The sequence below is a fragment of the Lentzea indica genome (assembly GCF_012184385.1).
GTDB classification, from domain to species: domain Bacteria; phylum Actinomycetota; class Actinomycetes; order Mycobacteriales; family Pseudonocardiaceae; genus Lentzea; species Lentzea indica.
The window spans coordinates 1-22756 of record NZ_VSRL01000079.1 but is presented as its reverse complement, the minus strand read 5'-3'; the positions used below and the strand labels follow the sequence as shown (position 1 = coordinate 22756).

At 69.0% G+C, this 22756-nt stretch carries 25 protein-coding genes and 2 pseudogenes; 13 read left to right on the top strand and 14 right to left on the bottom strand.

All coding sequences use genetic code 11. The features are described from left to right. Positions 1-4 precede the first annotated feature (4 nt). Positions 5-468 (top strand): annotated as a pseudogene (locus FXN61_RS22195) (PPOX class F420-dependent oxidoreductase). Positions 469-486: 18 nt separating this feature from the next. Next, positions 487-876 carry a hypothetical protein gene (locus tag FXN61_RS22190; RefSeq protein ID WP_223165547.1) on the top strand — a complete coding sequence of 130 codons (390 nt, stop codon included), beginning with the start codon at positions 487-489 and terminating at the stop codon, positions 874-876. On the opposite strand, the gene FXN61_RS22185 is transcribed toward FXN61_RS22190, so the two are convergent. The 3 genes and pseudogenes from FXN61_RS22185 to FXN61_RS22175 all read right to left on the bottom strand — a co-directional run bounded on the left by FXN61_RS22185 (position 869) and on the right by FXN61_RS22175 (position 3944). Next, positions 869-1477, bottom strand: a complete 609-nt coding sequence (locus FXN61_RS22185; RefSeq protein ID WP_167975971.1) for a VOC family protein — start codon at positions 1475-1477, stop codon at positions 869-871. The two genes, FXN61_RS22190 and FXN61_RS22185, sit on opposite strands and share 8 nt — an antisense overlap. Positions 1478-1528: 51 nt before the next feature. Next, positions 1529-3529 carry a putative bifunctional diguanylate cyclase/phosphodiesterase gene (locus tag FXN61_RS22180; protein WP_312877912.1) on the bottom strand — a complete coding sequence of 667 codons (2001 nt, stop codon included), beginning with the start codon at positions 3527-3529 and terminating at the stop codon, positions 1529-1531. Between the two features lie 72 nt (positions 3530-3601). After that, positions 3602-3944 (bottom strand): annotated as a pseudogene (locus tag FXN61_RS22175) (hypothetical protein). Between the two features lie 382 nt (positions 3945-4326). Here FXN61_RS22175 and FXN61_RS22170 point away from each other — a divergent pair. Beyond that, on the top strand, positions 4327-5088 hold the full coding sequence (locus FXN61_RS22170; protein ID WP_312877911.1) for a glycerophosphodiester phosphodiesterase family protein: 762 nt from the start codon (positions 4327-4329) through the stop codon (positions 5086-5088). Between the two features lie 54 nt (positions 5089-5142). Further along, entirely contained in the window at positions 5143-6552 is a 1410-nt protein-coding gene (locus FXN61_RS22165) for an MFS transporter (protein WP_167975969.1), read from the top strand. Here the strand turns inward: FXN61_RS22165 and FXN61_RS22160 are convergent. The 3 genes from FXN61_RS22160 to FXN61_RS22150 all read right to left on the bottom strand — a co-directional run bounded on the left by FXN61_RS22160 (position 6515) and on the right by FXN61_RS22150 (position 8635). Continuing rightward, positions 6515-7189 carry a hypothetical protein gene (locus tag FXN61_RS22160; RefSeq protein ID WP_167975968.1) on the bottom strand — a complete coding sequence of 225 codons (675 nt, stop codon included), beginning with the start codon at positions 7187-7189 and terminating at the stop codon, positions 6515-6517. The two genes, FXN61_RS22165 and FXN61_RS22160, sit on opposite strands and share 38 nt — an antisense overlap. 214 nt (positions 7190-7403) lie before the next feature. Next, positions 7404-8291, bottom strand: a complete 888-nt coding sequence (locus FXN61_RS22155; protein WP_167975967.1) for a hypothetical protein — start codon at positions 8289-8291, stop codon at positions 7404-7406. Continuing rightward, positions 8288-8635: a PadR family transcriptional regulator gene (locus tag FXN61_RS22150; RefSeq protein WP_312877910.1), complete on the bottom strand. Its 348-nt coding sequence runs from the start codon at positions 8633-8635 to the stop codon at positions 8288-8290. Before FXN61_RS22150 ends, FXN61_RS22155 begins: the two co-directional genes overlap by 4 nt. 392 nt (positions 8636-9027) lie before the next feature. Between FXN61_RS22150 and FXN61_RS22145 the strand changes: the two genes are divergently transcribed. Next, positions 9028-9783, top strand: a complete 756-nt coding sequence (locus FXN61_RS22145; RefSeq protein WP_167975966.1) for a thymidine kinase — start codon at positions 9028-9030, stop codon at positions 9781-9783. Between the two features lie 238 nt (positions 9784-10021). Beyond that, complete coding sequence (locus FXN61_RS22140) at positions 10022-10366, top strand: RNA polymerase-binding protein RbpA (RefSeq protein ID WP_030466135.1); 345 nt, start codon at positions 10022-10024, stop codon at positions 10364-10366. A gap of 15 nt (positions 10367-10381) precedes the next feature. Here the strand turns inward: FXN61_RS22140 and FXN61_RS22135 are convergent, their stop codons facing one another. After that, positions 10382-11077 (bottom strand): TVP38/TMEM64 family protein, encoded by a 696-nt coding sequence (locus tag FXN61_RS22135; RefSeq protein ID WP_167975965.1) that lies wholly within the window; start codon positions 11075-11077, stop codon positions 10382-10384. 30 nt (positions 11078-11107) lie between these two features. On the opposite strand from FXN61_RS22135, the gene FXN61_RS22130 reads away from it, so the two are divergent. Together FXN61_RS22130 and FXN61_RS22125 are read left to right on the top strand one after the other, a co-directional pair. Beyond that, complete coding sequence (locus FXN61_RS22130) at positions 11108-11932, top strand: aldo/keto reductase (RefSeq protein ID WP_167975964.1); 825 nt, start codon at positions 11108-11110, stop codon at positions 11930-11932. Positions 11933-12132: 200 nt separating this feature from the next. Continuing rightward, positions 12133-12558 (top strand): MgtC/SapB family protein, encoded by a 426-nt coding sequence (locus tag FXN61_RS22125; RefSeq protein WP_167975963.1) that lies wholly within the window; start codon positions 12133-12135, stop codon positions 12556-12558. On the opposite strand, the gene FXN61_RS22120 is transcribed toward FXN61_RS22125, so the two are convergent. After that, positions 12555-12860, bottom strand: a complete 306-nt coding sequence (locus FXN61_RS22120) for a DUF1540 domain-containing protein (protein ID WP_167975962.1) — start codon at positions 12858-12860, stop codon at positions 12555-12557. The genes FXN61_RS22125 and FXN61_RS22120 overlap by 4 nt on opposite strands. Before the next feature lie 242 nt (positions 12861-13102). On the opposite strand from FXN61_RS22120, the gene FXN61_RS22115 reads away from it, so the two are divergent. Continuing rightward, positions 13103-13882 carry an alpha/beta fold hydrolase gene (locus FXN61_RS22115; RefSeq protein ID WP_167975961.1) on the top strand — a complete coding sequence of 260 codons (780 nt, stop codon included), beginning with the start codon at positions 13103-13105 and terminating at the stop codon, positions 13880-13882. On the opposite strand, the gene FXN61_RS22110 is transcribed toward FXN61_RS22115, so the two are convergent. Together FXN61_RS22110 and FXN61_RS22105 are read right to left on the bottom strand one after the other, a co-directional pair. Next, complete coding sequence (locus FXN61_RS22110) at positions 13866-14411, bottom strand: methyltransferase domain-containing protein (RefSeq protein ID WP_246291860.1); 546 nt, start codon at positions 14409-14411, stop codon at positions 13866-13868. The genes FXN61_RS22115 and FXN61_RS22110 overlap by 17 nt on opposite strands. Positions 14412-14629: 218 nt before the next feature. After that, complete coding sequence (locus FXN61_RS22105; protein ID WP_167975960.1) at positions 14630-15901, bottom strand: epoxide hydrolase family protein; 1272 nt, start codon at positions 15899-15901, stop codon at positions 14630-14632. A 133-nt stretch (positions 15902-16034) separates the two neighbouring features. Between FXN61_RS22105 and FXN61_RS22100 the strand changes: the two genes are divergently transcribed. Together FXN61_RS22100 and FXN61_RS22095 are read left to right on the top strand one after the other, a co-directional pair. Continuing rightward, on the top strand, positions 16035-16619 hold the full coding sequence (locus tag FXN61_RS22100) for an NADPH-dependent F420 reductase (protein ID WP_223165546.1): 585 nt from the start codon (positions 16035-16037) through the stop codon (positions 16617-16619). Continuing rightward, positions 16616-17635: an LLM class flavin-dependent oxidoreductase gene (locus tag FXN61_RS22095; protein ID WP_167975958.1), complete on the top strand. Its 1020-nt coding sequence runs from the start codon at positions 16616-16618 to the stop codon at positions 17633-17635. The genes FXN61_RS22100 and FXN61_RS22095 overlap by 4 nt, the downstream gene beginning before the upstream one ends. On the opposite strand, the gene FXN61_RS22090 is transcribed toward FXN61_RS22095, so the two are convergent. The 4 genes from FXN61_RS22090 to FXN61_RS22075 all read right to left on the bottom strand — a co-directional run bounded on the left by FXN61_RS22090 (position 17636) and on the right by FXN61_RS22075 (position 21331). Next, the gene (locus tag FXN61_RS22090) at positions 17636-18169 is read right to left on the bottom strand and encodes a hypothetical protein (RefSeq protein ID WP_167975957.1); all 534 of its coding nucleotides are present in this window, start codon (positions 18167-18169) and stop codon (positions 17636-17638) included. It lies immediately after the preceding gene. Positions 18170-18186: 17 nt separating this feature from the next. After that, complete coding sequence (locus FXN61_RS22085; protein WP_167975956.1) at positions 18187-19356, bottom strand: ABC transporter permease; 1170 nt, start codon at positions 19354-19356, stop codon at positions 18187-18189. Between the two features lie 245 nt (positions 19357-19601). Continuing rightward, positions 19602-20282, bottom strand: a complete 681-nt coding sequence (locus tag FXN61_RS22080) for an ABC transporter ATP-binding protein (RefSeq protein WP_312877909.1) — start codon at positions 20280-20282, stop codon at positions 19602-19604. Continuing rightward, the gene (locus FXN61_RS22075; RefSeq protein WP_167975955.1) at positions 20279-21331 is read right to left on the bottom strand and encodes an efflux RND transporter periplasmic adaptor subunit; all 1053 of its coding nucleotides are present in this window, start codon (positions 21329-21331) and stop codon (positions 20279-20281) included. The genes FXN61_RS22080 and FXN61_RS22075 overlap by 4 nt, the downstream gene beginning before the upstream one ends. Before the next feature lie 58 nt (positions 21332-21389). Here FXN61_RS22075 and FXN61_RS22070 point away from each other — a divergent pair, with 58 nt between their 5' ends. Together FXN61_RS22070 and FXN61_RS22065 are read left to right on the top strand one after the other, a co-directional pair. Beyond that, positions 21390-22085 (top strand): response regulator transcription factor, encoded by a 696-nt coding sequence (locus tag FXN61_RS22070; RefSeq protein WP_167975954.1) that lies wholly within the window; start codon positions 21390-21392, stop codon positions 22083-22085. Next, entirely contained in the window at positions 22075-22674 is a 600-nt protein-coding gene (locus tag FXN61_RS22065; RefSeq protein ID WP_167975953.1) for a hypothetical protein, read from the top strand. The genes FXN61_RS22070 and FXN61_RS22065 overlap by 11 nt, the downstream gene beginning before the upstream one ends. Positions 22675-22756: the final 82 nt, after the last annotated feature.

The window sequence follows — 22756 nt, the reverse complement described above, 5'->3', positions numbered from 1 at the left end:
CATCATGCCGAAGATCGCCACGGCCGACGTCGTCGACCGGCCGCAGCTGCTCGAGTTCCTCCGCACCCGCCACCACGGCGTCCTGATCACCCGCCGCGCCTCGACCGGCGGAGTGCAGGTCTCCCCCGTCTCCTGCGGCGTCGACACCCAAGGCCGCATCGTCATCGCGACCTACCCCCAGCGCGCCAAGGTCCGCAACGCCCGCCGCACCCCGGCCGTCACGATGTGCGTGCTCTCCGACGACTGGGACGGCCCCTACGTCCAGATCGACGGCACCGCCGAAGTCCTCGACCTGCCGGAGGCGCTCGAAGACTTCGTCGAGTACTACCGCTGCATCGCGGGCGAACACCCCGACTGGGACGAGTACCGCGCCGCCATGCTGCGCCAGGGCAAGTCCCTGATCCGCATCACCATCGACAGCTGGGGCCCATCGCCACCGGCGGCTTCCCGCCGGAGCTGGAAGCCTGACCCGCAGTGAAGACCTGGATGAAGACCGTCCTGTGGGTCTACATCGCGTTCAACCTGCTCCAAGCCGTCGTGCTCACCTTCGCACCGGAGATCACCGACCGCGCCTACCTCGGCGGCGAGATGACCCCGACACGCGCGTTCCAGTGGTACGCCGTCGCCGGCTACCACGTGCTGATCATCGCCGTCACCATCGTCGCGATGGGCCTGCGCCGGGCAGCGGACCGCCGCAAGCTCATCGTCATCAACGCGCTGATGTACCTGTTCTGGGACGCGAGCTCACAAGTCGCGTACTGGGGCCGCGAGATCGGCATGGCCACCTCCGACCTGCTGATCAACTCCGGCGTCAGCATCGCCACCGGCATGCTCCTGCTTGCCGTTGCCTGGTTCGACCGCGAACCGGCTAGCTAGACCAGGTACCGCCCCACCCCTTCGGCTGCTCCAGCAGCACGCAGGCACCGCCGTGCGGCCCCTCGACAGACGCGATCAGTCCTGTTGGCACGGTCGTGGGCTCCAGCAGCACACGACCGTCCAACTCGGACACCTTCGCACAGGCCGCCGCGACGTCGTCGATGGCGAAATAGGTCTGCCAGCCCGGTGAACGGGTCGTCTTCAACCGACCCGCGACCGGGCGCGGATCACCATGACGCGCCGACGTGAAGAGAACGAACTCCTCCGTACCGGGCCTGGTCTCCCAGCCGAGCTCACGCGTCCAGTACTCGTCATCGGGCTCACCGGACATGAACTCCACCCAGCACGGCTCACCGTGCCGAGGCGGCGGCGCCCACGGACCGTGCAGCACCCTGCCGCCGTCCACAAAGGAGTTCTCCTTCAGCTCCCGCGGCTCGTCACCGCCGAAGAAGATGCGCCAACCTTCTTCTCCCGCAACAACATGCGTCGCCAGTCTGTCACCGACCCAGCCCGTGAAGGACCCACCCGGCTCCGCTATCACCGTCCAACCGAGAACACCGGCGAAGAAGTCCACCGACAACTCAGGCTCGGCAACGCTCAACTCAAGACGACGCAGACCACAAGACGACACGGGCATCCCATCGGGCGGGAATCAGGAGCGCGCACCATCCTCTGCTCCGACCACCCGAGACGACAATGCGCCATTCGGAGGCATGCGCTCCGCGCTCACCACGTCACGCAACGGCACCGGCCGCCCGAGATGGAACCCCTGACCGACACGGACACCCAGCCGCCGCAAAGCCTCCACCTGGGACGGACGCTCCACCCACTCCGCCACCGCCGACAGCCCCAGCCCGTTCGCGATCTGCACGATCCCCGACACCAGCACCGCGTCCGCCTCGCTGGTCTCGATGCCCTTCACGAACTCGCCATCGATCTTGATGCCCGTGATCGGCAGATGCTTCAGGTGCACGAACGACCCGAAACCGGAACCGAAGTCGTCCAGCGTGATCCGGCAGCCGAAACTCCGCAGCTGCGTCGCCAGCGTCACCGCGGCGTCCAAATTCGTCACCGCCGCCGTCTCCGTGATCTCCAACCCCAGCCGCCCCGGCGCGACACCCGCCGAACCCAGCTTGTCGAGCACGAAATCACCGAAATCCGGATCCTCCAACGTCCGCCCCGAGACGTTCACGTTGAACCGCAACCTCGAATCCGGCTCCGCGACCAGCGCGTCGATCGCCGTGGTCAACACCCAGCGATCGACGTCGAGGATCAGGTTCGACCGCTCGGCCACCGGCAGGAAGTCCGCCGGACCCAGATAAGGCTCCTGCTGATCCTCAAGCCGCAACAACAGCTCGTGACCCAGCGTCTGACCCGTCGCCAGCTCCACCATCGGCATGCCGTACAGCGCCAGACCGTCGCCGGCCAACGCCGCTCTCAGGCGATCCAGAACACTGACCCGCTTCACCGTGTCCGCGTAGTGGTTCGGCTCGTACACCGTCACCCGGTCCCGGCCCGCCGCCTTCGACGCGTAGAGAGCGAGATCGGCGTTCGCCAGCACCAGCTCCCACGAGTCACCGGGACCGAACTCCGCCAGCCCCGTGCTCACCGTGATTCGCGCAGGCGTCCCGATACCGGCCAGCGGAAAACCCGCCACCGCGTCCCTGAGACCATCCGCCACCTCGGACGCGTCCTTCGGCGACGCACCCGGCAGCACCACCGCGAACTCGTCACCACCCAGACGAGCGATCAGCCGGTCACCGAGCCGCGACTGCAACGCCGACGCCAGCATGCGCATCACGCGGTCACCCACCGCGTGACCCCGCAGATCGTTGACGTCCTTGAAGTTGTCCAGATCCAGGACCAGCAACGCACCGGAACCGTTGTTCGCCAGCTCCTGTTCGAGCGCACGCGTGAGAGCCCGCCGATTCGGCAACCCCGTCAACGGGTCCTGCTCGGCCATCCTCACGAGCTCGTCATGAACACGCGAAGACTGCGTCACGTCGTGCGCCGTACCGAGCGCGCGCAGCGGGACACCGTCGTCACTCATGACGACCTCACCGAAACACTCGAACACCCGCTCCTTGCCGTCCGGACGCAACATGCGGTGCGTGTACGTGAACACCGAACCGGTCTTGAGCGCCGCGTCGAGCGTCTCCTCGATCATCGGCAGGTCGTCCGGGTGCACCAGCCGCGAGTACAGCTCGAAGTCGAACGCCGTACCCGGCGCGAACCCGAACATCTCCAGCAAAGTGTCCGACCAGGTCACCCGGTCATCCGTGATCGACCACTCCCACGTACCCATCCGGCCCAGCGCCTGAGCCCTGCGCAGCGCGTCCGCCTCCTGGGTCACGGTCAGCTCGCGATCACGCCACGCCGACACGTCCACGACCTCGTACATCAGGTCGTCACCCAGCCTCGAACACCGCACCTCGAGCCACTTCGGACCCGGCGCCAGAACCTCCCTCGCCGGCGCGGGCACCTCGGGCACACCGGGAAGAAGCGCCGGCAACGACCGCCCGTACGTCTGCTCCACCGAAACACCGAGCACAGCACCGAGCGCGCGGTTGCACCACAACAGGTTCCCGCGCGCATCCGTCACGGCATAGCCGACATCCGCTCGGTCCAGCACCGTGCGGCAGTAGGAGGTCACGCGCGTCATGATCGTCCGATCACCGGACGTAAGCAACCCGCTACGCCGGTTGGTTCGCTCTTTTGCGAACGGCTAACGAAGCCGCTCCAAACCCTTCGCCGACTCCACCAGCTCCGCGGCCAGCTTCCTCAGCTCCTCGTTCTCCGCCCCGTCCTGCGCCGCCGTCACCACGTCCTCCGCGGCACACCGCAGCTGGAACAGCCTGTCCTGCAGGTCGGCCAGCTCCGCGGTGCTCAGCACCACCGCGTCCTCCGGCAGGCCACCACGCTGCAACGCCGCCCTGCGCTCGTACGCGCGCTGGCGGCACGGCTGGGCGCAGTACCGCCTCCGGCCGGCCGATCCGCCCACTCCCCGGCAACCTCCGCCCGCACCACGCACAGTGCCTGGGCTCATCCGCCTCCATGGAGCGCTCCATGGCGCGCGACGGTAGCGAATGGCGGCGGGTGGTCTCCAGCGACGCGCCAGAAAGCCCGACCTTCGTAGGGAACCGGACAGTACCGGTTCGGCGATTGGTGTTGGTTTCGGATGGGGTTTGGTGGCGTTGCGTCGTTTGATGGTGATACGGCTGCTTCGGCTGATCGCGTTCCAACGACTTCTCCCCTGCCCGGTTTCCGGATCTCTTCGATGGCCGGAGGGTGTCCCCGGGTTCCGTGGCGTTGTTGACTCGGGAGTTTTCTGTGGACGGGACGACCGTTAGGTTTGATTTCAGGCTGCACTGAAGTCATAGAGGTAAAGAAGAAAGTGTCCCGCCACCCACTGTCCACCCCGGAGCCATTGCCGGAAGGCACACTCACGGGGTGACCCACCCGTACCTCGCAGGCCCGCACCCCCGAGCCTTCGCCCACCGCGGCTGGCACGTCGACGACCTCACCGGCATGGAGAACTCCCTCAGCTCGTTCCGCCGTGCCGTCCAGGAGGGCTACCGCTACATCGAGACCGACGTGCACGCCACCGCCGACGGCGAAGTCGTGGCACACCACGACCACACGCTCGACCGCACCACCGACGGTGAAGGAAGGGTCGCAGACCTGCCGTGGACCGAGGTGCGCCTGGCACGCATCGGCGGACGGGAACCCATCGCCCGCCTCGCGGACGTCCTCGAAGAACTGCCCGACACGTTCTTCAACATCGACGTGAAGTCCGACAGCGCCGTCGAACCGATCATCACCCTGCTGCGCAAGGCCAAGGCGCTGCACCGCGTGTGCCTGGCCAGCTTCTCGGACAACCGCCTCGCACGACTGCGGCGTCAGGGCGGGCCCGAACTGCTGACGTCCATGGGACCGCGCAGCGCCGGCGCGCTGTGGGCGGCGGGACGGATCCCGCTCGCCGGATTGGTGGTGCGCGGCCAGGTCGCGCAGGTGCCGGTGAACCAGGGACGCCTCAAAGTCGTCGACAAGAGGTTCGTCCAGGCAGCCCACCGCAGGGCCCTCGAAGTGCACGTGTGGACCATCGACGACGAGGCCGACATGCGGGCGTTGCTCGACCTCGGTGTGGACGGACTCGTGACCGACAGGCCCGACGTCCTGCGGGACGTACTCCGCTCGCGCGGCACCTGGTAACAGGTTGGACAGTCGATCATTGGACGTGTCGGCGGACAAGTACAGTCCGCCGACATGAAGGTCAAGGGCGACGACGCCGCCGACGCCAACACCGCCAGCCGACGCAGGGAACAACGCGGCTGGGTCTGGTACGACGTGGCGAACTCCGTGTTCCCCACGTCCGTGGTCACAGTCTTCTTCTCGCTGTACCTGACGAGCATCGCGACGAACGCCGCCAAGGCCGACACCGCGCTCAACGGGACGAACCCCTGCGCCAACGACAACGCGTTCGACCACTGCGACGTCACGTTCCTCGGGCTGCAGTTCCCCTCCGGCTCGCTGTGGGGATACCTGCTCTCGCTCGCGACCGTGATCCAGGTCGTGGTGCTGCCGATCATGGGCGCCATCGCCGACCGCACGCAGAACAAGAAGAAGATGCTCGCCGCCTTCGCCTTCACCGGCTCCGCGGCCACCATCGCCCTCGCGACCGTGCAGGGCACCAACTGGAAGCTCGGCGTCCTGCTGTTCGTCCTCGCGAACATCTGCTACGGCGCCAGCGTCGTCGTCTACTACGCGTTCCTCCCCGAGATCGCGACGCCAGACGAACGCGACGGCGTCTCCAGCCGCGGCTGGGCCTACGGCTACCTCGGCGGCGGTGTGGCACTGGCGATCCAGCTCGCCATCACCCTGTCCGCCGACTCCCTCGGCATCACCTCGGGCGACGCGGCACGCATCGCGTTCGTCATCTCCGGCATCTGGTGGGCGGCGTTCACGATCATCCCGCTCACCCGCCTCACCGAGCACCAGCCGCCGCACGGCCGCGAGCACGGCGCCTCCGTCATCTCCGGCGGCTTCAAGGAACTCGTCACGACCTTCAAGCAGGCCAAGGCCTTCCCGCTCACGCTGGCGTTCCTCGGCACCTACCTGATCTACACCGACGGCATCGCCACCGTCGCGAACGTCTCCGCCCAGTACGGCAGCGTCGAGCTGAAGTTCGAACAGCAGACGCTGATCACGGTGATCCTGATCGTCCAGTTCGTCGCGTTCATCGGCGGCGTGCTGCACGGCGCCGTGGCCAAGCGCGTCGGCGCCAAGAAGACGATCCTCGGCTCGCTGCTCGTCTGGATCGTCGTGATCACCGCGGCGTTCTTCGTGAAGACCGGCGACGAGCTCCAGTTCTACCTCGTCGCCGCGGGCATCGGCATCGTGCTCGGCGGCACGAACGCCCTGTCCCGCAGCCTCTTCAGCCAGATGGTGCCGCCCGGCCGCGAGGCGCAGTACTTCTCCCTCTACGAGGTCGGCGAACGCTCCACCAGCTGGCTCGGCCCGCTGGTCTTCGCCGGCGTCGGCCAGGCCACCGGCAGCCTGCGCCCCGCCATCCTCGCCCTGATCATCTTCTTCGTCGCCGGCTTCATCCTGCTGATCTTCGTGCCCGTCCGCCGGGCCATCAAGGCAGTCGGAAACCAGGAGCCCGCACTCGTCTGACCGGAGCGGCGGCGCTGACGATCAGCAGCGCCGCCGCCACCAGTGCCGGCACGATCAGCCGTCCCCCGCCGTAAACCGCCTGCGCCAACAGCGCGACCGGCGCGAGCATCAGCACCGCGAACAACGACAACGCCCGCCCCAGCACCACGTCATCACGGCGGTATGCGACCACTCGCGTGATCACGACGCCCACCACCACCGTCAGCAGCCCTGCGACACCGATCAGTCCCCCTGCGAGACCCAGCAGCACCGCTCCCCCACCCCACCAGGCGAGCCGCCGCGCCGGCGGCGTCGGCGCCTCACGGTGGAAACCCAGGCACAGACACACGAACGTCACGATGGACGGCAGCTGGAACAACGCCCACCAGAGCACCCAGCCCGGCTGCTCCACCACAGTCACCGCGGGCACCACCGCCGCCATGAACGCCGCGATCTTCGCCGACGTCCGCCGACCGCTCAGCAGTGCCGTGAACGCGACGATCGGCAGCACGTCGAACACCCGCACCCACGTGACCGCCGACGTGAACTCCGGGTCGTTGTACAGCAGGACCGCGTTCGTGACAGACGCTCCCGCGTAGAACATCCCGAGCAGCAGTCCGAGCATCCCCAGGGCCCGCACGACCTCGCCCAGCCACATCGTCCCGCCCGGCGCGCTCCCCGCCGCGAAGCGGTGCGCACGGCGAGGCCGAGCATCGCTCCCGCCTCGCCCCAGCCCGGCCAGCCGTGCTCCAGGTCCACGTCATCCGCGCGGCCGGCCAGGAAGATGGCGACCATCTCCTCCTCGCGGTCCCGCCGGTACCACTTCGGCAGGACCTTCAGCAGCGTCCGATACCGGCGTTCGAGGTTCCCCATCACACCCGGAACCCCTGTGCCGACGGCCGCCGCACCGGTGCCACCGCCGTGAGCACGAGCAGCAGCGCCAGACCGGCCGCCGGCACCAGGATCTCGCTCCCCGCGACGACCAGGAACACCAGAGGCACCAGCTGAAGCACGGCGAACAACGACACCGCCCGCCCCAGCACCACGTCACCACGCACGAACGCGACCACCCGCACGATCACGGTGATCAACCCGACCGCCAGCAGCCCCGCACCCGTGGCGAACCCACCGAGCAGGCCGAGCACCATCGCTCCCCCGCCCCACCACACGAGCCTGCGTACGGGCGGCGTCGGAGCCTCACGGTGAAAACCGAGACACAGACACACGAACGTCACGATGGACGGCAACTGGAACACGCCCCACAACAGCATGTACTGGGGCTGCCCCAGCGAACCCAGTGCCAGCACCACCGGGGCGGCCGCCGCGATCTTGGCCAGCGTCCGCCGCCCGCTCAGCAGCGCCGCGAACGCCACGATCGGCCCCAGCTCGAGCAGCCACCACCAGGTGATCCCCGGCGCGAACGCCGGGTTGCCGTACGCGACGGCGAGGTTCACGATCGCCGCCACCCCGTAGAACAGGCCCAGCAACAGCCCGATCATGCCCAGCGCCCGCACGACCTCCCCGCGCCACACCACCTTGCCGGGCACGCCCGTCAACGCCGCGCCCGCCGCGAGATGCGTGCGCACCGCCAGCCCGAGGACCGCGAACGTCTCACCCCACCCCGGCCAGCTGTGCTCCAGGTCCAGATCGTCGTTCCGCTCGGCCAGGAAGATCCCGACCATCTCCTCCTCGCGGTCCCGCCGGTACCACTTCGGCAGGACCTTCAGCAGCGTCCGATACCGCCGCTCCAGATTCCTCACGCCCGACTCGCCCACGGCTGGACACCCCTCCCCCTCAGCACCGCGGAGGCCGCGCGTACGTTCGCGCTCAGCCTCGCGACCTCCGCCTGCAACGCCCGCACACCGGAGTCGGTGAGCTTGTAGTAGCGCCGCAGCCGTCCCTGGTGCACCTCTTCACGGTCGCGCTCGGCGAGCCCGTCCGACACCAACCGGTCCAGCACCCCGTACAGCGTGCCCACCCGCAGCACCATCCGTCCCTCGGAGAGCTGCTCGACCGCTTGCACGATCGCGTAGCCGTGCAGCGGCTCCTCCGCGAGCGCGGTGAGCACGAGGAACGTCTGCTCGGACATGACTCGACCACTCATGTCGCTGAATATATCGCGCCGCGAGCTATATCGGGAAGCGGAGTACCGGAGAGGGTTTGACTTTAGGCAACACTGAAGTTATTGAGGATACTGGACGGAAGTTGACCGAGGCGTTCGCGTTGCGGGACACCGGCAACCGGAACCCGCGCCCCTTCCCTGCCGGTGCGGTGACCCACGACCGAGACGGCGCCCAAGCGTGCGGCCGCCGTAGGCGTCTCTCTTAGTCAACACTGAAGCAATCAAGGCATTCGAGTCGAGATGATGTTTTGATGATCTACGCAGCGGCTATGTCCTCCCGACAAGTTCCAGTGGCACGCGGAGGACGAACGATGGTGAGGGATACGCCGTGGGGATTCCTGTTGATCAGGAGCCAGGCACTAGGGTGACCCGCCGTGGACGCCCTTCCCGATCCGACAGATGCCCTCTCCGCTGTACCTGTCGCGGGTTCCCGGCGGTCGACGCCGGTGGTGGGGCACCTCAAGTTCTTCTTCGGTCCCATGGACTGCGGGAAGTCGACGCTCGCGCTGCAGATCGACCACAACAACTCGCGGCAGGGTCGCCGCGGGCTGCTGCTGGTGCGGCACGACAGGTCAGGGCGGCCGCAAATCTCGAGCCGCATCGGCATCACGCGCGAGGCCGCGGAGATCCGCGACGACGACCTCCGCCGGCTGGTCCGCGCGGAGTGGGCAGAGGGCCGCCGGGTCGACTACCTGATCGTGGACGAGGCGCAGTTCCTCTCCCCCGGTCAGGTCGAGCAGCTGGCGGAGCTCGCGGACGACGTCCAGGTCGACGTCTACTGCTTCGGGCTCGCCACGGACTTCCGCGGCGAGATGTTCCCCGGTTCGCAGCGGCTGTTCGAACTGGCGGACGAGCTCAAGGCGATTCAGGTCGAGGTGTTGTGCTGGTGCGGGGTGCCTGGACGGTTCAACGCGCGGGTGCGGGCCGGACGGGTGATTCGCGCCGGAGACACCGTCATGGTCGCCGACACGGTTTCAGACACGGAACAGCACCGATCGGGTACAGACAGCAACGGTGTAACCGATACCACGGAAACTACTGTCCGTTACCAGGTGCTCTGCCGACGTCACTTCCGATTGGGTGACCTAGGCCCTGACGTCGCACAAAGTGGCCAACTCCGGTTGGCATAGCCGGTTACACACCGACCCTGCTAGGCCATTAGAGTGACGCATGAGCACAGTAGCTTGATAACGCGTCACGATCCTGTGGCGATCGCATCCATTAGTAGGAAGCCTTCGTTGACGAGTGAACGACGTCACTGTGGGCGACCATGAGAGCGAGCCGGAAACAAACGGAGCAATCCGGGCGTTGCACACGGTGAGCAAGAAGCCTGGGCCCCGGCCCTGAGCCGAGCGAAAGGACACCGCCATGGCCGACCGCGTTTTGCGTGGCAGCCGGCTCGGAGCAGTCAGCTACGAGACCGACCGCAACCACGATCTCGCTCCGCGCCGGGCAGCGCGGTACGCCTGTCCGAAGGGACACGACTTCGAGGTCCCGTTCTCCGACGACGCCGAGCTGCCGCCGACCTGGGAATGCCGTCTCCACGGCACCGAGTCGAAGATCATCGATGGCGTCGAGCCGGAGGTGAAGAAGGTCAAGCCGCCGCGCACGCACTGGGACATGCTCCTGGAGCGCCGGTCGATCCCCGAGCTCGAGGAGCTGCTCGACGAGCGCCTCGAAGAGCTTCGCGGACGCCGCACCCGCACGGCCTGACCTTCCCAGAGAAGGTCACAGACGCTTCAAGCCGTCCCGGTCTCCCGCCGGGGCGGCTTTTTGCGCACCTAGCGGGGCCCGTGCGGCCGTCGTGACCAGGTTCCGGCCCCACCACACCCCGACCACCGCGAGCACCGCCCAGATCGACAGCGCGACGATCGAGCGGGGTGACCCGAGGTCGCTCAGCGCGTCCCCCAGCACCGCGGCGAGCACGGTCGACGGCACCAGCCCCAGCGCGGTGCCGATCGCGAAGTCCCTGCCCTTGACCGACGTGATGCCCGCGCCGTAGTTGGCGAGCGCGAACGGCAAGATCGGCAGAAGCCTGATCACGAGCGTCGCCTCGATACCGCGACGCGCGAAGACCTCTTCGAGGGTGTGCAGCCGCTCCCCCAGCCATCCCTTGATCGCGTCCCTGCCGAGCCTGCGGGCGATCGTGAACGCGATGAGCGCGCCGGCCGTGAACCCGGCGATCGCGAGCGCACTCCCCCACCCGATGCCGAACAGCAGCCCCGCCGCCGTGGCGAGCACCGGTTTCGGGAAAAACACCGCCGTGCCCAGTGCGCAGACGGCGACGAACACCGCTGGAGCCGCGGTTCCCGCTCGACCGACGAGCTCGCGGAGTTCCGCGCCATCGGGGATGTCGACGAGCTGGGCGAGGACGGCCAACGCGACGACGAGCAGCGCCAGCAGGATGAGGCCTCCGCGTCGCATCACACCAACGTACCGGGCAAGCTTGGGCGCATGACTGTCGCGCTGCCGTCCGGTGAGACCATCCCCGCGCTCGGCATGGGCACCTGGATGATGGCCGAGAAGGCCGGGAAGCGCGCCGACGAGATCGCAGCGCTGCGTGCCGGCATCGATCTCGGCCTGACGCTCATCGACACCGCCGAGATGTACGGGTCCGGCGCGTCGGAGGAGCTCGTCGGCGAGGCTGTTCGTGGACGCCGTGACGAGGTGTTCCTCGTGTCGAAGGTGCTGCCCTCCAACGCCTCCACGGCCGGCACCGTGCGCGCCTGTGAGGCCAGCCTGCGCCGTCTCGGCACCGACCGCCTCGACCTGTACCTGCTGCACTGGCGCGGCAGCGTGCCGTTCTCCCGGACGCTGGACGGGTTCGCGAGCCTGGTCGAGGCGGGCAAGATCCGGCACTGGGGCGTCAGCAACCTCGACCTGGCCGACATGCGCGAGCTGACGGCGTTGCCCGGCTTCTGCCAGACCAACCAGATCCTCTACAACCTGAGCCGGCGCGGCCCCGAGCACGACCTGCTGCCATGGCACGCGTCTTCCGGCATACCGGTCATGGCCTACTCCCCCGTTGAGCAGGGCCGCCTGCTCGGCTCGCCGGTGCTCGCCGAGATCGGGCTGCGGCACAACGCCACTCCCGCCCAGGTGGCGCTGGCGTGGGTGCTGCGGCTGCCTCACGTGAACGCGATCCCCAAGGCGGGCACGGTCGAGCACGTCCGCGAGAACGCCGCCGCACTGTCGCTGAAGCTGTCCGCAGAGGATTTCGCCGATCTCGATCGCGCGTTTCCGCCTCCCGGCGGACCAGAGCCGCTCGAGATGCTTTAGATCACTCGCTCACCGAAGGCACACATCCGGTTCAGTAGCGTGAACGACCGGTCTTACCACCAGAACACCAGGAAGCGAGGTGAGCGACACATGCCAGGCGACAGTAGCCCGCGCAGGTCATTTCACCTCGCACATCTTTTTTGGGCACGCTTCAGTTCTGGCGTGTGACGCACACCCCTGTACACAAGGGGAGTCACACGATGCACGTCTTCGACATGACGCTGCGCATTGCCGAGAGCATGGGCCTCGGCGCGTTGATCGGTTTTGAGCGGCAGTACCGCTCGCGCATGGCAGGCCTGCGGACCAACGCCCTCGTGGCGGTGGGCGCCGCGTTGTTCGTTCTGCTGTCCGCACAAGGCTTTGACGGCCAGGGCGATCCCACGCGGGTCGCGGCTCAGGTGGTGTCCGGCATCGGGTTCCTCGGCGCGGGCGTGATCCTGCGTGACGGGCTGTCGGTGCGCGGACTGAACACCGCGGCCACGCTGTGGTGCGCGGCCGCGGTGGGCTCACTGGCGGGCGCCGGCCTGCACGCCGTGGCGGCTGCCGGCACGGTCGCGATCATCGCGGTCAACGTCGGCCTTCGGGAGCTCGGCCGGGCCGTCGACCGCAAGGACGAGGAGGTCTAGCGGGGCTGGTAGGTCAGGCAGCTCGCGTGGTGGTCGCCGCCTTCGCCGACGCGCACGCTCGGCGCTGTGCATTCCAGCGAGGAGTTGTGCACGCAGTCGGTGCGGGAACAGGCACCCACCTGTGCGATGACCTTGTCCAGACCGCCCTTCGTGCCCAACGGGATGAACGTGCCGCAGTCCGCGGCCCCGTTGTCGCCGCGCACGGTGATCGCGAAGGCGTGGCAGCCGTCGTGGTTGTACGAGCAGTCGCTCACGGTGCAATCGTGGACGGAGGGCATTGCCGGGTTCTCGAGAGTGGTCATGTCCGCTCCTGCCGTGGTGGGAAAGGTTCGGTGATCCGGACGATGCCACCACGGCAGAATCCCCGCAATTCGAAGGGAATTAGGCAAGCCTGTCCTTCAAGAATCATTTAGAAACGTCGCGTTTCTCCTGCGGGTCCCCGATCACGCCTGTTCTCGTGCGGGCTGTTGTTGCGCGTTCGCCGGTGCGGGGACGATGATCCACAGCGCTGAAGATCTACTGTGCGGGAAGCGCGAGGTGCGGCATGGCGACGGTCACGACGGGCGACGGACAGCTGGTGTCCTATGTGGACCACGGCGGTGACGGTCCGGCGGTCGTGCTGCTGCACAGCTTCCTGATGGACGTGTCGATGTGGGCGGCGCAGGTCGCGGCGTTCGGCGGCAGCTACCGGCTGATCGCGATCGACGAGCGCGGTCACGGTGAGACGCCGGTGAACGCGCCGTTCGACTACTGGGACGTCGCCAGGGACGCCCTCGCGGTGCTCGACGACCTCGGCATCGGCAGCGCCGCCGTCATCGGGACCAGCCAGGGCGGGTTCATCGCGCTGCGGATGGCGTTCCTGGCACCGGAACGGGTCACGGCGCTCGCGGTGCTGGGCACGTCCGGTGAGGCGGAGGACGAGCAGATCGCCGCCGCGTACAACCAGCTCACCGAGGTGTGGATCGCGCAGGGTCCGGACAGGGTGGTCGAGGCAACCGCCAAGATCTGTCTGGGCGACCACGACGCGTCGGAGTGGACGCCGAAGTGGAGCGCTGTCGAGCCCGAACGGCTGCGGCTGATCGCGAACGCCCTGGTCAGCCGCGACGGCGTCCTCGACCGTGCCGGGGAGATCACCGCGCCCGTGCTCGTCCTGCACGGCACCGCCGACCTCGCCTACCCGGTCGCCAAGGCGGAGGCGCTCGTCGCGGCGTTGCCCAAGGCCGAGCCGCTGGTCCTGGTCGAGGGTGGCGCGCACTTCCTGAGCCTCACCCACGCCGACGACGTGAACCCGCACCTGGAGCGGTTCCTCAGCGCGTACCTCTGACGGCCCAGGCCCTGGCGGTGAGCTCGATCGGGCCTTCCGCGGGCAGACGGGAGCGGAGCAGGTCGCGCACCTCGGCGAGCTGCTCCGGGGGCAGCGTCGCGGCGTAGGCGGGTGCCGCGCCCGTGCCGCCCAGGAACGGCTCCCAGAAGTCGTCGAAGTCGCGGAACACCGTGGGCACGACGATGCCGGTCACCTCGACGTCCCGCAGGCCGGCGCCAGTCCACAGGTCGCGCAACGGGTCGCGCCCGCTCACCGCGGCGAAGCGCGGGCCTTCGTCGTGGGAGGCCGCGGCGGGGTCCACATCCGTTGCCGCGTCCCAGAAGTAACGCATCATCTGCATGCCGGTCGTGTAGTCCCACACGTACGACCCGACGTACGAACCCACGCGGGCGAACTCGGCCACGGCACGGGGAACGTCGGGGACGAAGGTGAGCACGAGCCCGCTCACCACCACGTCGGCCTGGCGCTCGCCCAGGTCGAGCGCGGTGCCGACGTCGAAGGTGGCGCCCCGCACGCGGTGCCTGGCCAGGTCGAGGAAGCCTGGCGACGGGTCGACGCCGGTGATCGCGGCCGGTGCGGCGGTGGCCAGGCACGGTCTCGGTCAGCGCGCCGGTGCCGCAGCCCACGTCCAGCCACGTCCGGCCGGGCGGCACGTCCAGCCATCGCAGGAACTCCACCGCGACCGGCCTGCTCCACCGGCCCACGTAGCGTTCGTACGCGTCACCGAGATCCCACATGGCCCGCAAGCTAGCGCAGCTGACGGAAGCCCGCCCGCAGTTCCTCGGCCAGGATCTGCGGCTGTTCCCAGGCCGCGAAGTGCCCGCCCCTGGCCACCCGGTTGTAGTGGATCAGGTTCGGATAGGCGCGTTCGGCCCAGCTGCGCGGCGCCTGGTAGACCTCCTCGGGGAACACGCTCACCGCGACCGGGAGCGTGACGCCCTTGGCCGCGATCACCGAGTACTTGCTCTCCCAGTACAGGCGCGCGGCCGAGATCGCGGTGCTGGTCAGCCAGTACAACGACACGTTCTCGACGACGTCCTGGCGCGTGAGCGACTCGCGGTGGCCGTCGAACGCCCTGGCGATCAGCGCCAGGCTCGTGACGTTGTGGTCGATCATGAACGAGGCCAGCCCTGCCGGTGAGTCGGCCAGCGCCCTCAACGTCTGCGGGCGGGTGCCCATGATCCGCGCGTAGGCCTGTCCCTTGCTGTAGCGGAAGAGCACGTCCTGCCACGCCTTGAGCTCCTCGCCCTGCAGACCGGGTGGCTGCGGGCCGCCGGCGCGGGCGGCGTTGTCGATGTCCACGGGCACCGCGCCCGGCAGGTTGGTGTGGACCCCGAGCAGCCCGGCAGGCTTCTGCAACGCCATGAGGTCGACGATCAGGGCGCCCCAGTCGCCGCCCTGCGCGACGTACCGGTCGTAGCCCAGGCGTTTCATGAGCTCGATCCACGCGCGGGCGATGTGGTCGGGGCCCCAGCCGGTCGTCGTGGGCTTGCCGGAGAAGCCGTAACCGGGCATGGACGGGATCACGAGGTGGAAGGCGTCCTCGGCCTTGCCGCCGTGAGCTGTCGGGTCGGTCAGCGGCCCGATGATCTTCAGCTGCTCGATGACCGAACCGGGCCAGCCGTGCGAGACGAGCAGCGGCAGTGCGTTCTCGTGCTTCGAGCGGACGTGGAGGAAGTGGATGTCCAGCCCGTCGATCTCGGTCATGAACTGCGGCAGCGCGTTGAGCTTGGCCTCCGTGCGGCGCCAGTCGTACTCGGTGCGCCAGTAGTCGGCGAGCGCCTTGAGCGTCCGCTGCGGGGCGCCCTGGGACAGGTCCGTGACGGTCTCCGCGTCGGGCCAGCGGGTCGCGAGGACGCGGCGGCGCAGCTCGACCAGGTCCCGCTCCGGGATCCGCACCCGGAACGGCCGGACGTCTCCTGTCGCGGCGTGCGCGGGGCCGGTTTTGAGCAGCCCGAGCATGAGCGCTGCGGCGGCGGAGACGGACAGGAAGCTGCGGCGGGACGGCTCGTTGGACACGTTCCTGACCGTAGGAAGGCGACCGCGACCGTCGCGAGCGTCGGGTGACGGCGTTCCGGTACGTCATGGGAATAACCGGGGGCTGGTCCGGTTATGCTTGGATGACACGTCAACTAGCGAAGTCGGGTGTGCTGTGAAGATCGCTGTTCTCGGTGCGGGCCACGTCGGTCCCGTCATCGCGCGCCTCGCACTGGCGGCGGGCTACCCGGTCGCGATCGCGGGTTCCGGTGATCCGTCGCGGATCGAGATGATCATCGAGTTCCTGGCGCCGGGCGCGAAGCCGCTCACGGCCTCCGACGCGGTCGCGGACGCCGGCCTCGTCGTACTGGCGATCCCGTGGCACCGGTTCGGGACGCTCGAACCGGGGATGTTCGCGGGCAAGGTCGTGGTGGACGCGATGAACCACTGGCCGCCCGCCTCCGCGCCGCTGGGCACGAGCGAAGAGGTGGCCCGGCGGCTGGCCGGCGCGCGTGTCGTCAAGTCTCTCAACCACGTCGCCTACCAGGACATGGAACCCGCGAACGGCCGTGCCGTCGGCCTGGCCGGTGACGACCCGGCCGCCGTGGACCTCGTCGCCTCGTTCCTGGAGCGCATCGGGTTCGACCCGGTGCCGGTGGGACCCCTGGCCGCGGGACGGCTGCTGGAACCCGGCAGCCCGCTGTTCGGCGTCGCGGCCGCCAGGCCGGAAATCGAGAAGCTCGCGAAGGAGCAGTCATGACCACGTTCGGACTCGACACGTTCGGCGACGTCACCCACGACGCCGAGGGCAGGCCGCTGACGCACGCCCAGACCATCCGCGACCTCGTCGAGCAGGGCGTGCTCGCCGACCAGGCCGGACTCGACTTCTTCGGCATCGGCGAGCACCACACCCCGGACATGCCGCTGTCGGCCGCCGACGTGGTGCTGGCCGCGATCGCCGCCCGCACGTCGGCCATCCACCTGGGCTCTGCCGTGACGGTGCTCAGCTCGGACGACCCGGTCCGCGTGTTCCAGCGCTTCTCCACGTTGAACGCGGTGTCGGACGGCCGCGCCGAGATCATCCTCGGCCGCGGGTCCAGTGTGGACTCCTTCCCTCTCTTCGGATACGACCTCGCGGACTACGAGGATCTGTTCGAGGAGAAGACCCACCTGTTCGCGGAGCTGCTGAAGGGCGGCCCTGTCACCTGGCAGGGCAAGACCCGCGCGTCGCTGCACGAGCAGGACGTCGTGCCGTTCACCGAGCCGTTCCCGACGTGGATCGGTGTCGGCGGCAGCCCGCAGTCCGTCGTGCGCGCCGCCTCGTACGGGTTCTCGCTGATGCTCGCGATCATCGGCGGCCACCCCGGCCGCTTCGCCCCGTTCTCCGAGCTCTACAAGCACGCGCTGGAGAAGTTCGGCCGTGACCCGCTGCCGATCGGCATCCACTCCCCCGGCCACGTGGCGCCGACCGACGAGCAGGCGCGGGAGGAGTTCTGGCCGCACTACCTCGACGTGATCAGCCGGCTCGGCAAGACGCGCGGGTTCGCCACACCGACGCCCGAGTCGTACGCCCACGAGGTCGGGCCGCATGGCGCGCTGTTCGTGGGCTCACCGGAGACGGTCGCCACGAAGATGGCTCGCACCATGAAGACGCTGGGCGCCAGCCGGTTCGACCTCAAGTACGGGATCGGCGGGCTGTCGCACGGGTCTTTGATGCGGACGATCGAGCTCTACGGAACCGAGGTCGTGCCTCGGGTCCGAGAGCTCCTCGCCTGATCACTTCTTGGACGACGCGATCTCACACTCCTTGGCGTGCTCCAGGCCGAGCGTGATCGACGCCGCGTCGTTGTTGGGGCCGCCGAGCGCGTAGGAGACGATCTCGGCGCCGGGTTCGTTGTGCACCTCGACGTAACGGACACCCTTGTCCCGCAGGCACTGCACGACGCGGGCGGCGAAGTCGACCGCGTCCGGGTTGTTGACGTCCTTCTCCCACGGGGGAAGCGGGTCCTTCGACTCGCAGGCCTTCATCGCCTTGTCGACTTCTTCCTTGACCGGTTGCTGGCCGGCTTGGCGGGAGGCCACCTGGCCCTTCTTGTCCAGGCCGAAGCCCCCCATGCACCGGTCGTACGCGGCGTACAGGGCGTCGAGGTCCTCCGGCGTCATGTCGAGGCGTTCGCGGGGACGTTGTTCCTGCTGCGCGGATGTCGGTGCCGCGCTGCTCGGCGTCGAGATCGAGGCGACCTGGGGTTGCGCGGTGGGCTTGGAGCAAGCGGTCAGGAGCAACAGCAAGACCAGCGTGGCCTTCTTCATCGTGCACTGTCCTTTCGTCACGCGGAGAGCGCCTGCGTCGGGGTGAGCCGGGCGGCGCGGATGGAGGGGTAGAGGCCTGCGGCGGCGCCCACGACGAACGCGGCCAGCACGCCGGAAGCCAGAACTGGCAGGGGAATGACGATCGGCCAGCGGTGCAGCGTGGCGTACCCGGTGACACCGATCGCTCCCAGCGCGGTGCCCGCCAGGCCTCCCAGGCTCGACAGCAGGACCGCCTCGGTGAGGAACTGGGCGCGGATGTGGCCGCGGGTGGCACCGAGGGCGCGGCGCAGGCCGATCTCGTGGCCGGCGTCGAGCACGGAGATCACCATGGTGTTCGCGACGCCGACGCCGCCGACCAGCAGCGCGACGCCCGCGAGGCCGAGGAACAGCGCCCTGTAGGAGTTCTGCGTGGCGCGTTTGGCGGCCAGCGCGTCGGACGGGCGGCTCACCTGCACCAGGCCGGGGATCTCGCCGTACAGGGTCGCCGGCAGGACCGCTCGAACGTCCTCAATGGACTCCTCGCGGGCCTTGACGTACACGACCGTGGGGTGGCCGTCGAAGCCGAGCCGGGTGCGGGCGGCGTCCCAGCCGACCAGCACCGAGCGTTCGATGTCCGGTGCGAGCGGCGTCGGGCCGAGCACTCCGGTCACGGTGAACCAATGCTCCCCCACGAACACCGCCGGCCGTTCGCCCACGTCCGGGATGCCGAGACGTTGCGCGGCGACGCTGCCGAGCACGACAGAGGGGAAGTCGGGGCGTGACAGGAACTCCCCGCTCCGCACGTGGCCGTTCACCGTCTCCAGCAGGCCGGGGGTGGCGGCGAGGACGGTGATGTCGGAGCTGTGGCCGGGGTCGAGCAGATCGTTGCGGCGGACGCGGGCGTGGGTGTTGGCCACGGCCGCGGCGGCGGTCACCGGGCCGATGCGCTGGACCATCGCGACGGAGGATTCCGGTAGCAGCACCGGGTCCTCGTTGCGCTGGGTGGGCTGGGCGCGCAGCAGGTTGGTGCCGAGCGCGGTCAGTTCGTCCAGCAGGGCCTGCTGGCTGGAGGCGGGGATGCCGGTGACCACCACGACGGTGGCGATGCCGAGCGCGATGCCCAGGGCGGACAGTGCGGCGCGCAGCCTGCGGGTGCGGACGCCGAGCGAGCCGAGGGCGAGGAGGTCGGCGGGCGACAGGCGGGTCATCGCACGCTCACGGTGCCGGGGCTGGTGACGGTGTCGATCCGGCGGCCGGGCAACACGATGCGGCTCATCGCACGCTCCCCGTGACGGTTCCGATCCGACAGTCGCGTGCTCTGAGGCCGGACCACGCGGCGAGGAGTCGACCGAAGACTGGGCGGCTCACAGCGCACCCCCGGTGTCCGCGACGATGCGGCCGTCGCGTGCACTGAGGCCGGACCACGCGGCGACGAGCTGCGAAACTGGGCGGCTCATCGCGCGCCCCCGGTGTCCGCGACGATGCGGCCGTCGCGCAATTCCACCCGACGTGGCAACGACGCGGCGATGTCGCGATCGTGCGTGATCAACGCAATGGTCGTGCCCTGGCGGTTCAGCTCGCGCAGCAACTCCAGCACCGCACGGCCGTTCGCGGTGTCGAGCGCACCGGTCGGTTCGTCGGCCAGCACGAGAGCCGGGTTGTTCACCACCGCGCGGGCGATGGCGACGCGCTGCTTCTCCCCGCCCGAGAGCTGCTGCGGCCGGTGATCGGTCCGGTGGCCGAGCCCGACGCGGTTCAACGCCTCCACCGCGAGCGCGCGCCGGTCCTTGCGCCGCACACCCGCGTACAGCAGTCCGGTGGCAACGTTCTCCGTCGCGGACAGGGCGTCGGAGAGGTGAAACTGCTGGAACACGAACCCCAGCCTGCTGCCGCGCAACGCCGACAGGCGCCGGTCCGGCAGCGTCGACACGTCCTGGCCATCGATCTCGACCGTGCCCGACGACGGCAGGTCCAGCGTCCCGACCAGGTGCAGCAGCGTCGACTTGCCGGAGCCGGACGGGCCGACGATCGCGAGCAGCTCCCCCGCGCTGACCTGCAGCGAGACGTTGTTCAACGCCATGACACCGCCTGGGTACTTCTTGCTGACGGAGCGCAACGCGAGCACCGGGGTCACTGTGCCGTCACCACTTCGAGGCCGTCGGTGATCCCGTCGCCGGAGATCTCGACCTTGTCCTGCGAGTACAGCCCTGTTCGCACTGCCTTCAGCCCTCCGCCGGGAAGCTGCACGGCGTACCCGCCCTCCTTCAACGCGATCAGCGCCGCGAGCGGAACGGTCAGCACGCCGGTGCGGCTCTCGGTCGTGATCTTCAGCCGTACCGGCGCGGTGTCCAGGTCCCCCACGTCGGCGGGATTGTCCGGGGTGACCACGACGTCGATCTTCGGGCCGCCACCGTTCTCCGAGGCGGGCGCGTTGGTCACCGAGGTGACCTTGCCGGGCACCTCGCGGCTGTCCGGGCGCACGATCACGACCGGCATGTCCATCTTCACCACGCCCGCCTCGGTGACCGGCACCTGGACGGTGACCAGGCGGGTGGTCGGCGTGACCTCGAACAGCTCCTCGGCCGCCGGGGCGCCGAGCTGGGCTTTCACCGACCCGACGCGCATCGGCCGGTCCAGCACGAGCACGCGGCCGGGCGCGAGCGCACCGTTCTGCTCGACGCCGAGCGCCTTCTGCCACTTCTTCAGCGCATCGACGACCTTCGGCGTGAACTCGGCCTTGGCGGCGTCGCGAGGGCGGGTGCCGACCTGGTAGCCAAGTGCGGCGAGGTTGTCCATCAGCACGGCGACGTCCGAGCCCTTGAGACCGGGTGCGTCCAGGGGCCGGAACAACGGAGTCGCGCCGAAGAACACGACCACGGGCTGGTCGTCGACCCGGTACAGCTCCTTGCCCAGCTCGGTGACCTGGCCGACCGCCGGCAACTTCGTGACGGTTCCCGTTCCCCCTTTGACCGGACGGGCGGCGCCGAACCCGAGGTTCGCCTGGAGCACGCGGGTGTTCGCGAGGTCTCCTTTCTGCACGGTCGTGGTCTTCACCTCAGATGGAGGGGCCGCGGCGGGCTCGTCCGGTCTGCCGCGCACGAACAGCACGACGGCGGCGACGACCACGACGACCACCGTGGCCGCGATGACGGTGTTGCGCATGCCGTGGATCTTGTTCGGCACTTGTGAGGATCCTGTGTCGAACCGGTGATCGCCCGGAGGGCGTCCATATGATCGGCCGGTGAGCGCTCTCATCCTGGTCGCGGAGGACGACGAGAACCAGGCCGAGCTCGTCCGCCGCTACCTGGAACAGGACCACCACCGGGTGCTCGTCGTGCACGACGGCCGCGACGCGCTCGACGTGGTCCGCGCACATCAGCCGGCGCTCGTCGTGCTCGACCTGATGCTGCCAGGACTGGGCGGGCTGGACGTCTGCCGTGCGCTGCGGGCCGACTCGGACGTGCTGGTGCTGATGCTCACCGCCCGGTCCACTGAGGACGACCTGCTGCACGGGCTCGGCATCGGCGCGGACGACTACATGACCAAGCCGTTCAGCCCGCGCGAACTGGTGGCGCGGGTGCGGACGTTGCTGCGGCGCCGTCCCGCCGAGCGTCCTGTCCCGTTGCTGCGGGTCGGGCCGCTCGTGGTCGACCCGGTGCGGCACGAGGTGACGGTGCGCGGCGAGCACGTCGAGTGCACGCCGGGCGAGTTCGGGCTGCTGGAGGTGCTCGCGTCCGAAGTGGACAGGGTGTTCACCCGCGAGCAGCTGCTGCAGCGGATGCACGGCATCGACAGCTTCCTGACCACCCGCACGATCGACACGCACGTGAAGAACCTGCGCCGCAAGATCGAGACAGACCCCCGCACTCCCGAGCACCTCGTCACCGTCTACGGCATCGGCTACAAGCTCACCGCTGGACGCCGTGATGCGCCGTAGCGTCTTCACCCGCCTGCTCGTGGTCCTGGTGCTGATCGCGGTGTGCTCGATCGCCGCGACCGCCTGGCTCGCCACCCAGCTGACCAAGGCCTCGATCGCCCGTGAGCAGGGCAGGGAGCTCGCGTCCGACAACAAGATCTACGCCACGCTGCTCGCCTACGCCGCCGAGCACCGCGACTGGTCCGAAGTGGACGGATACGTCGAGTCGCTGATGTCCGAGCATCCCGGCCGGCGCATCGTGCTGGTCACCAAGGACGGCAGGACGGTCGCCGACCACGGTGGTGACGGAGGCCAGCTGCCCGCGACCGCCGCGGCGGTGGTGGACCCGCTGGCGGTCGATCCGGTGCTGGTGCCCGGCGCGCCCGCCGACCGGATCGACAAGCGGGTGCTGGGGCCGTTCCGCACGCCGATCGACTTCCGCGACCGCGAGGACCGCACCGGATCGCTGTTCTGCCTGCGGCTGGTCAGGAAGGAGCAGGCCGACCTGGACTGCCGGGAAAAGGACCTGCCGTTCGACACCGCCGCCGACTTCTCCGCGCTGCTCGAGCTGGAGGACCTGGTCAACGCCTGCCACGAAAGGAGAAGATGATGTTGCTGGAGAACAAGACCGCGGTGATCTACGGTGGCGGCGGCTCGATCGGTGGCGCGATCGCCGACGGCTTCGCGGCCGA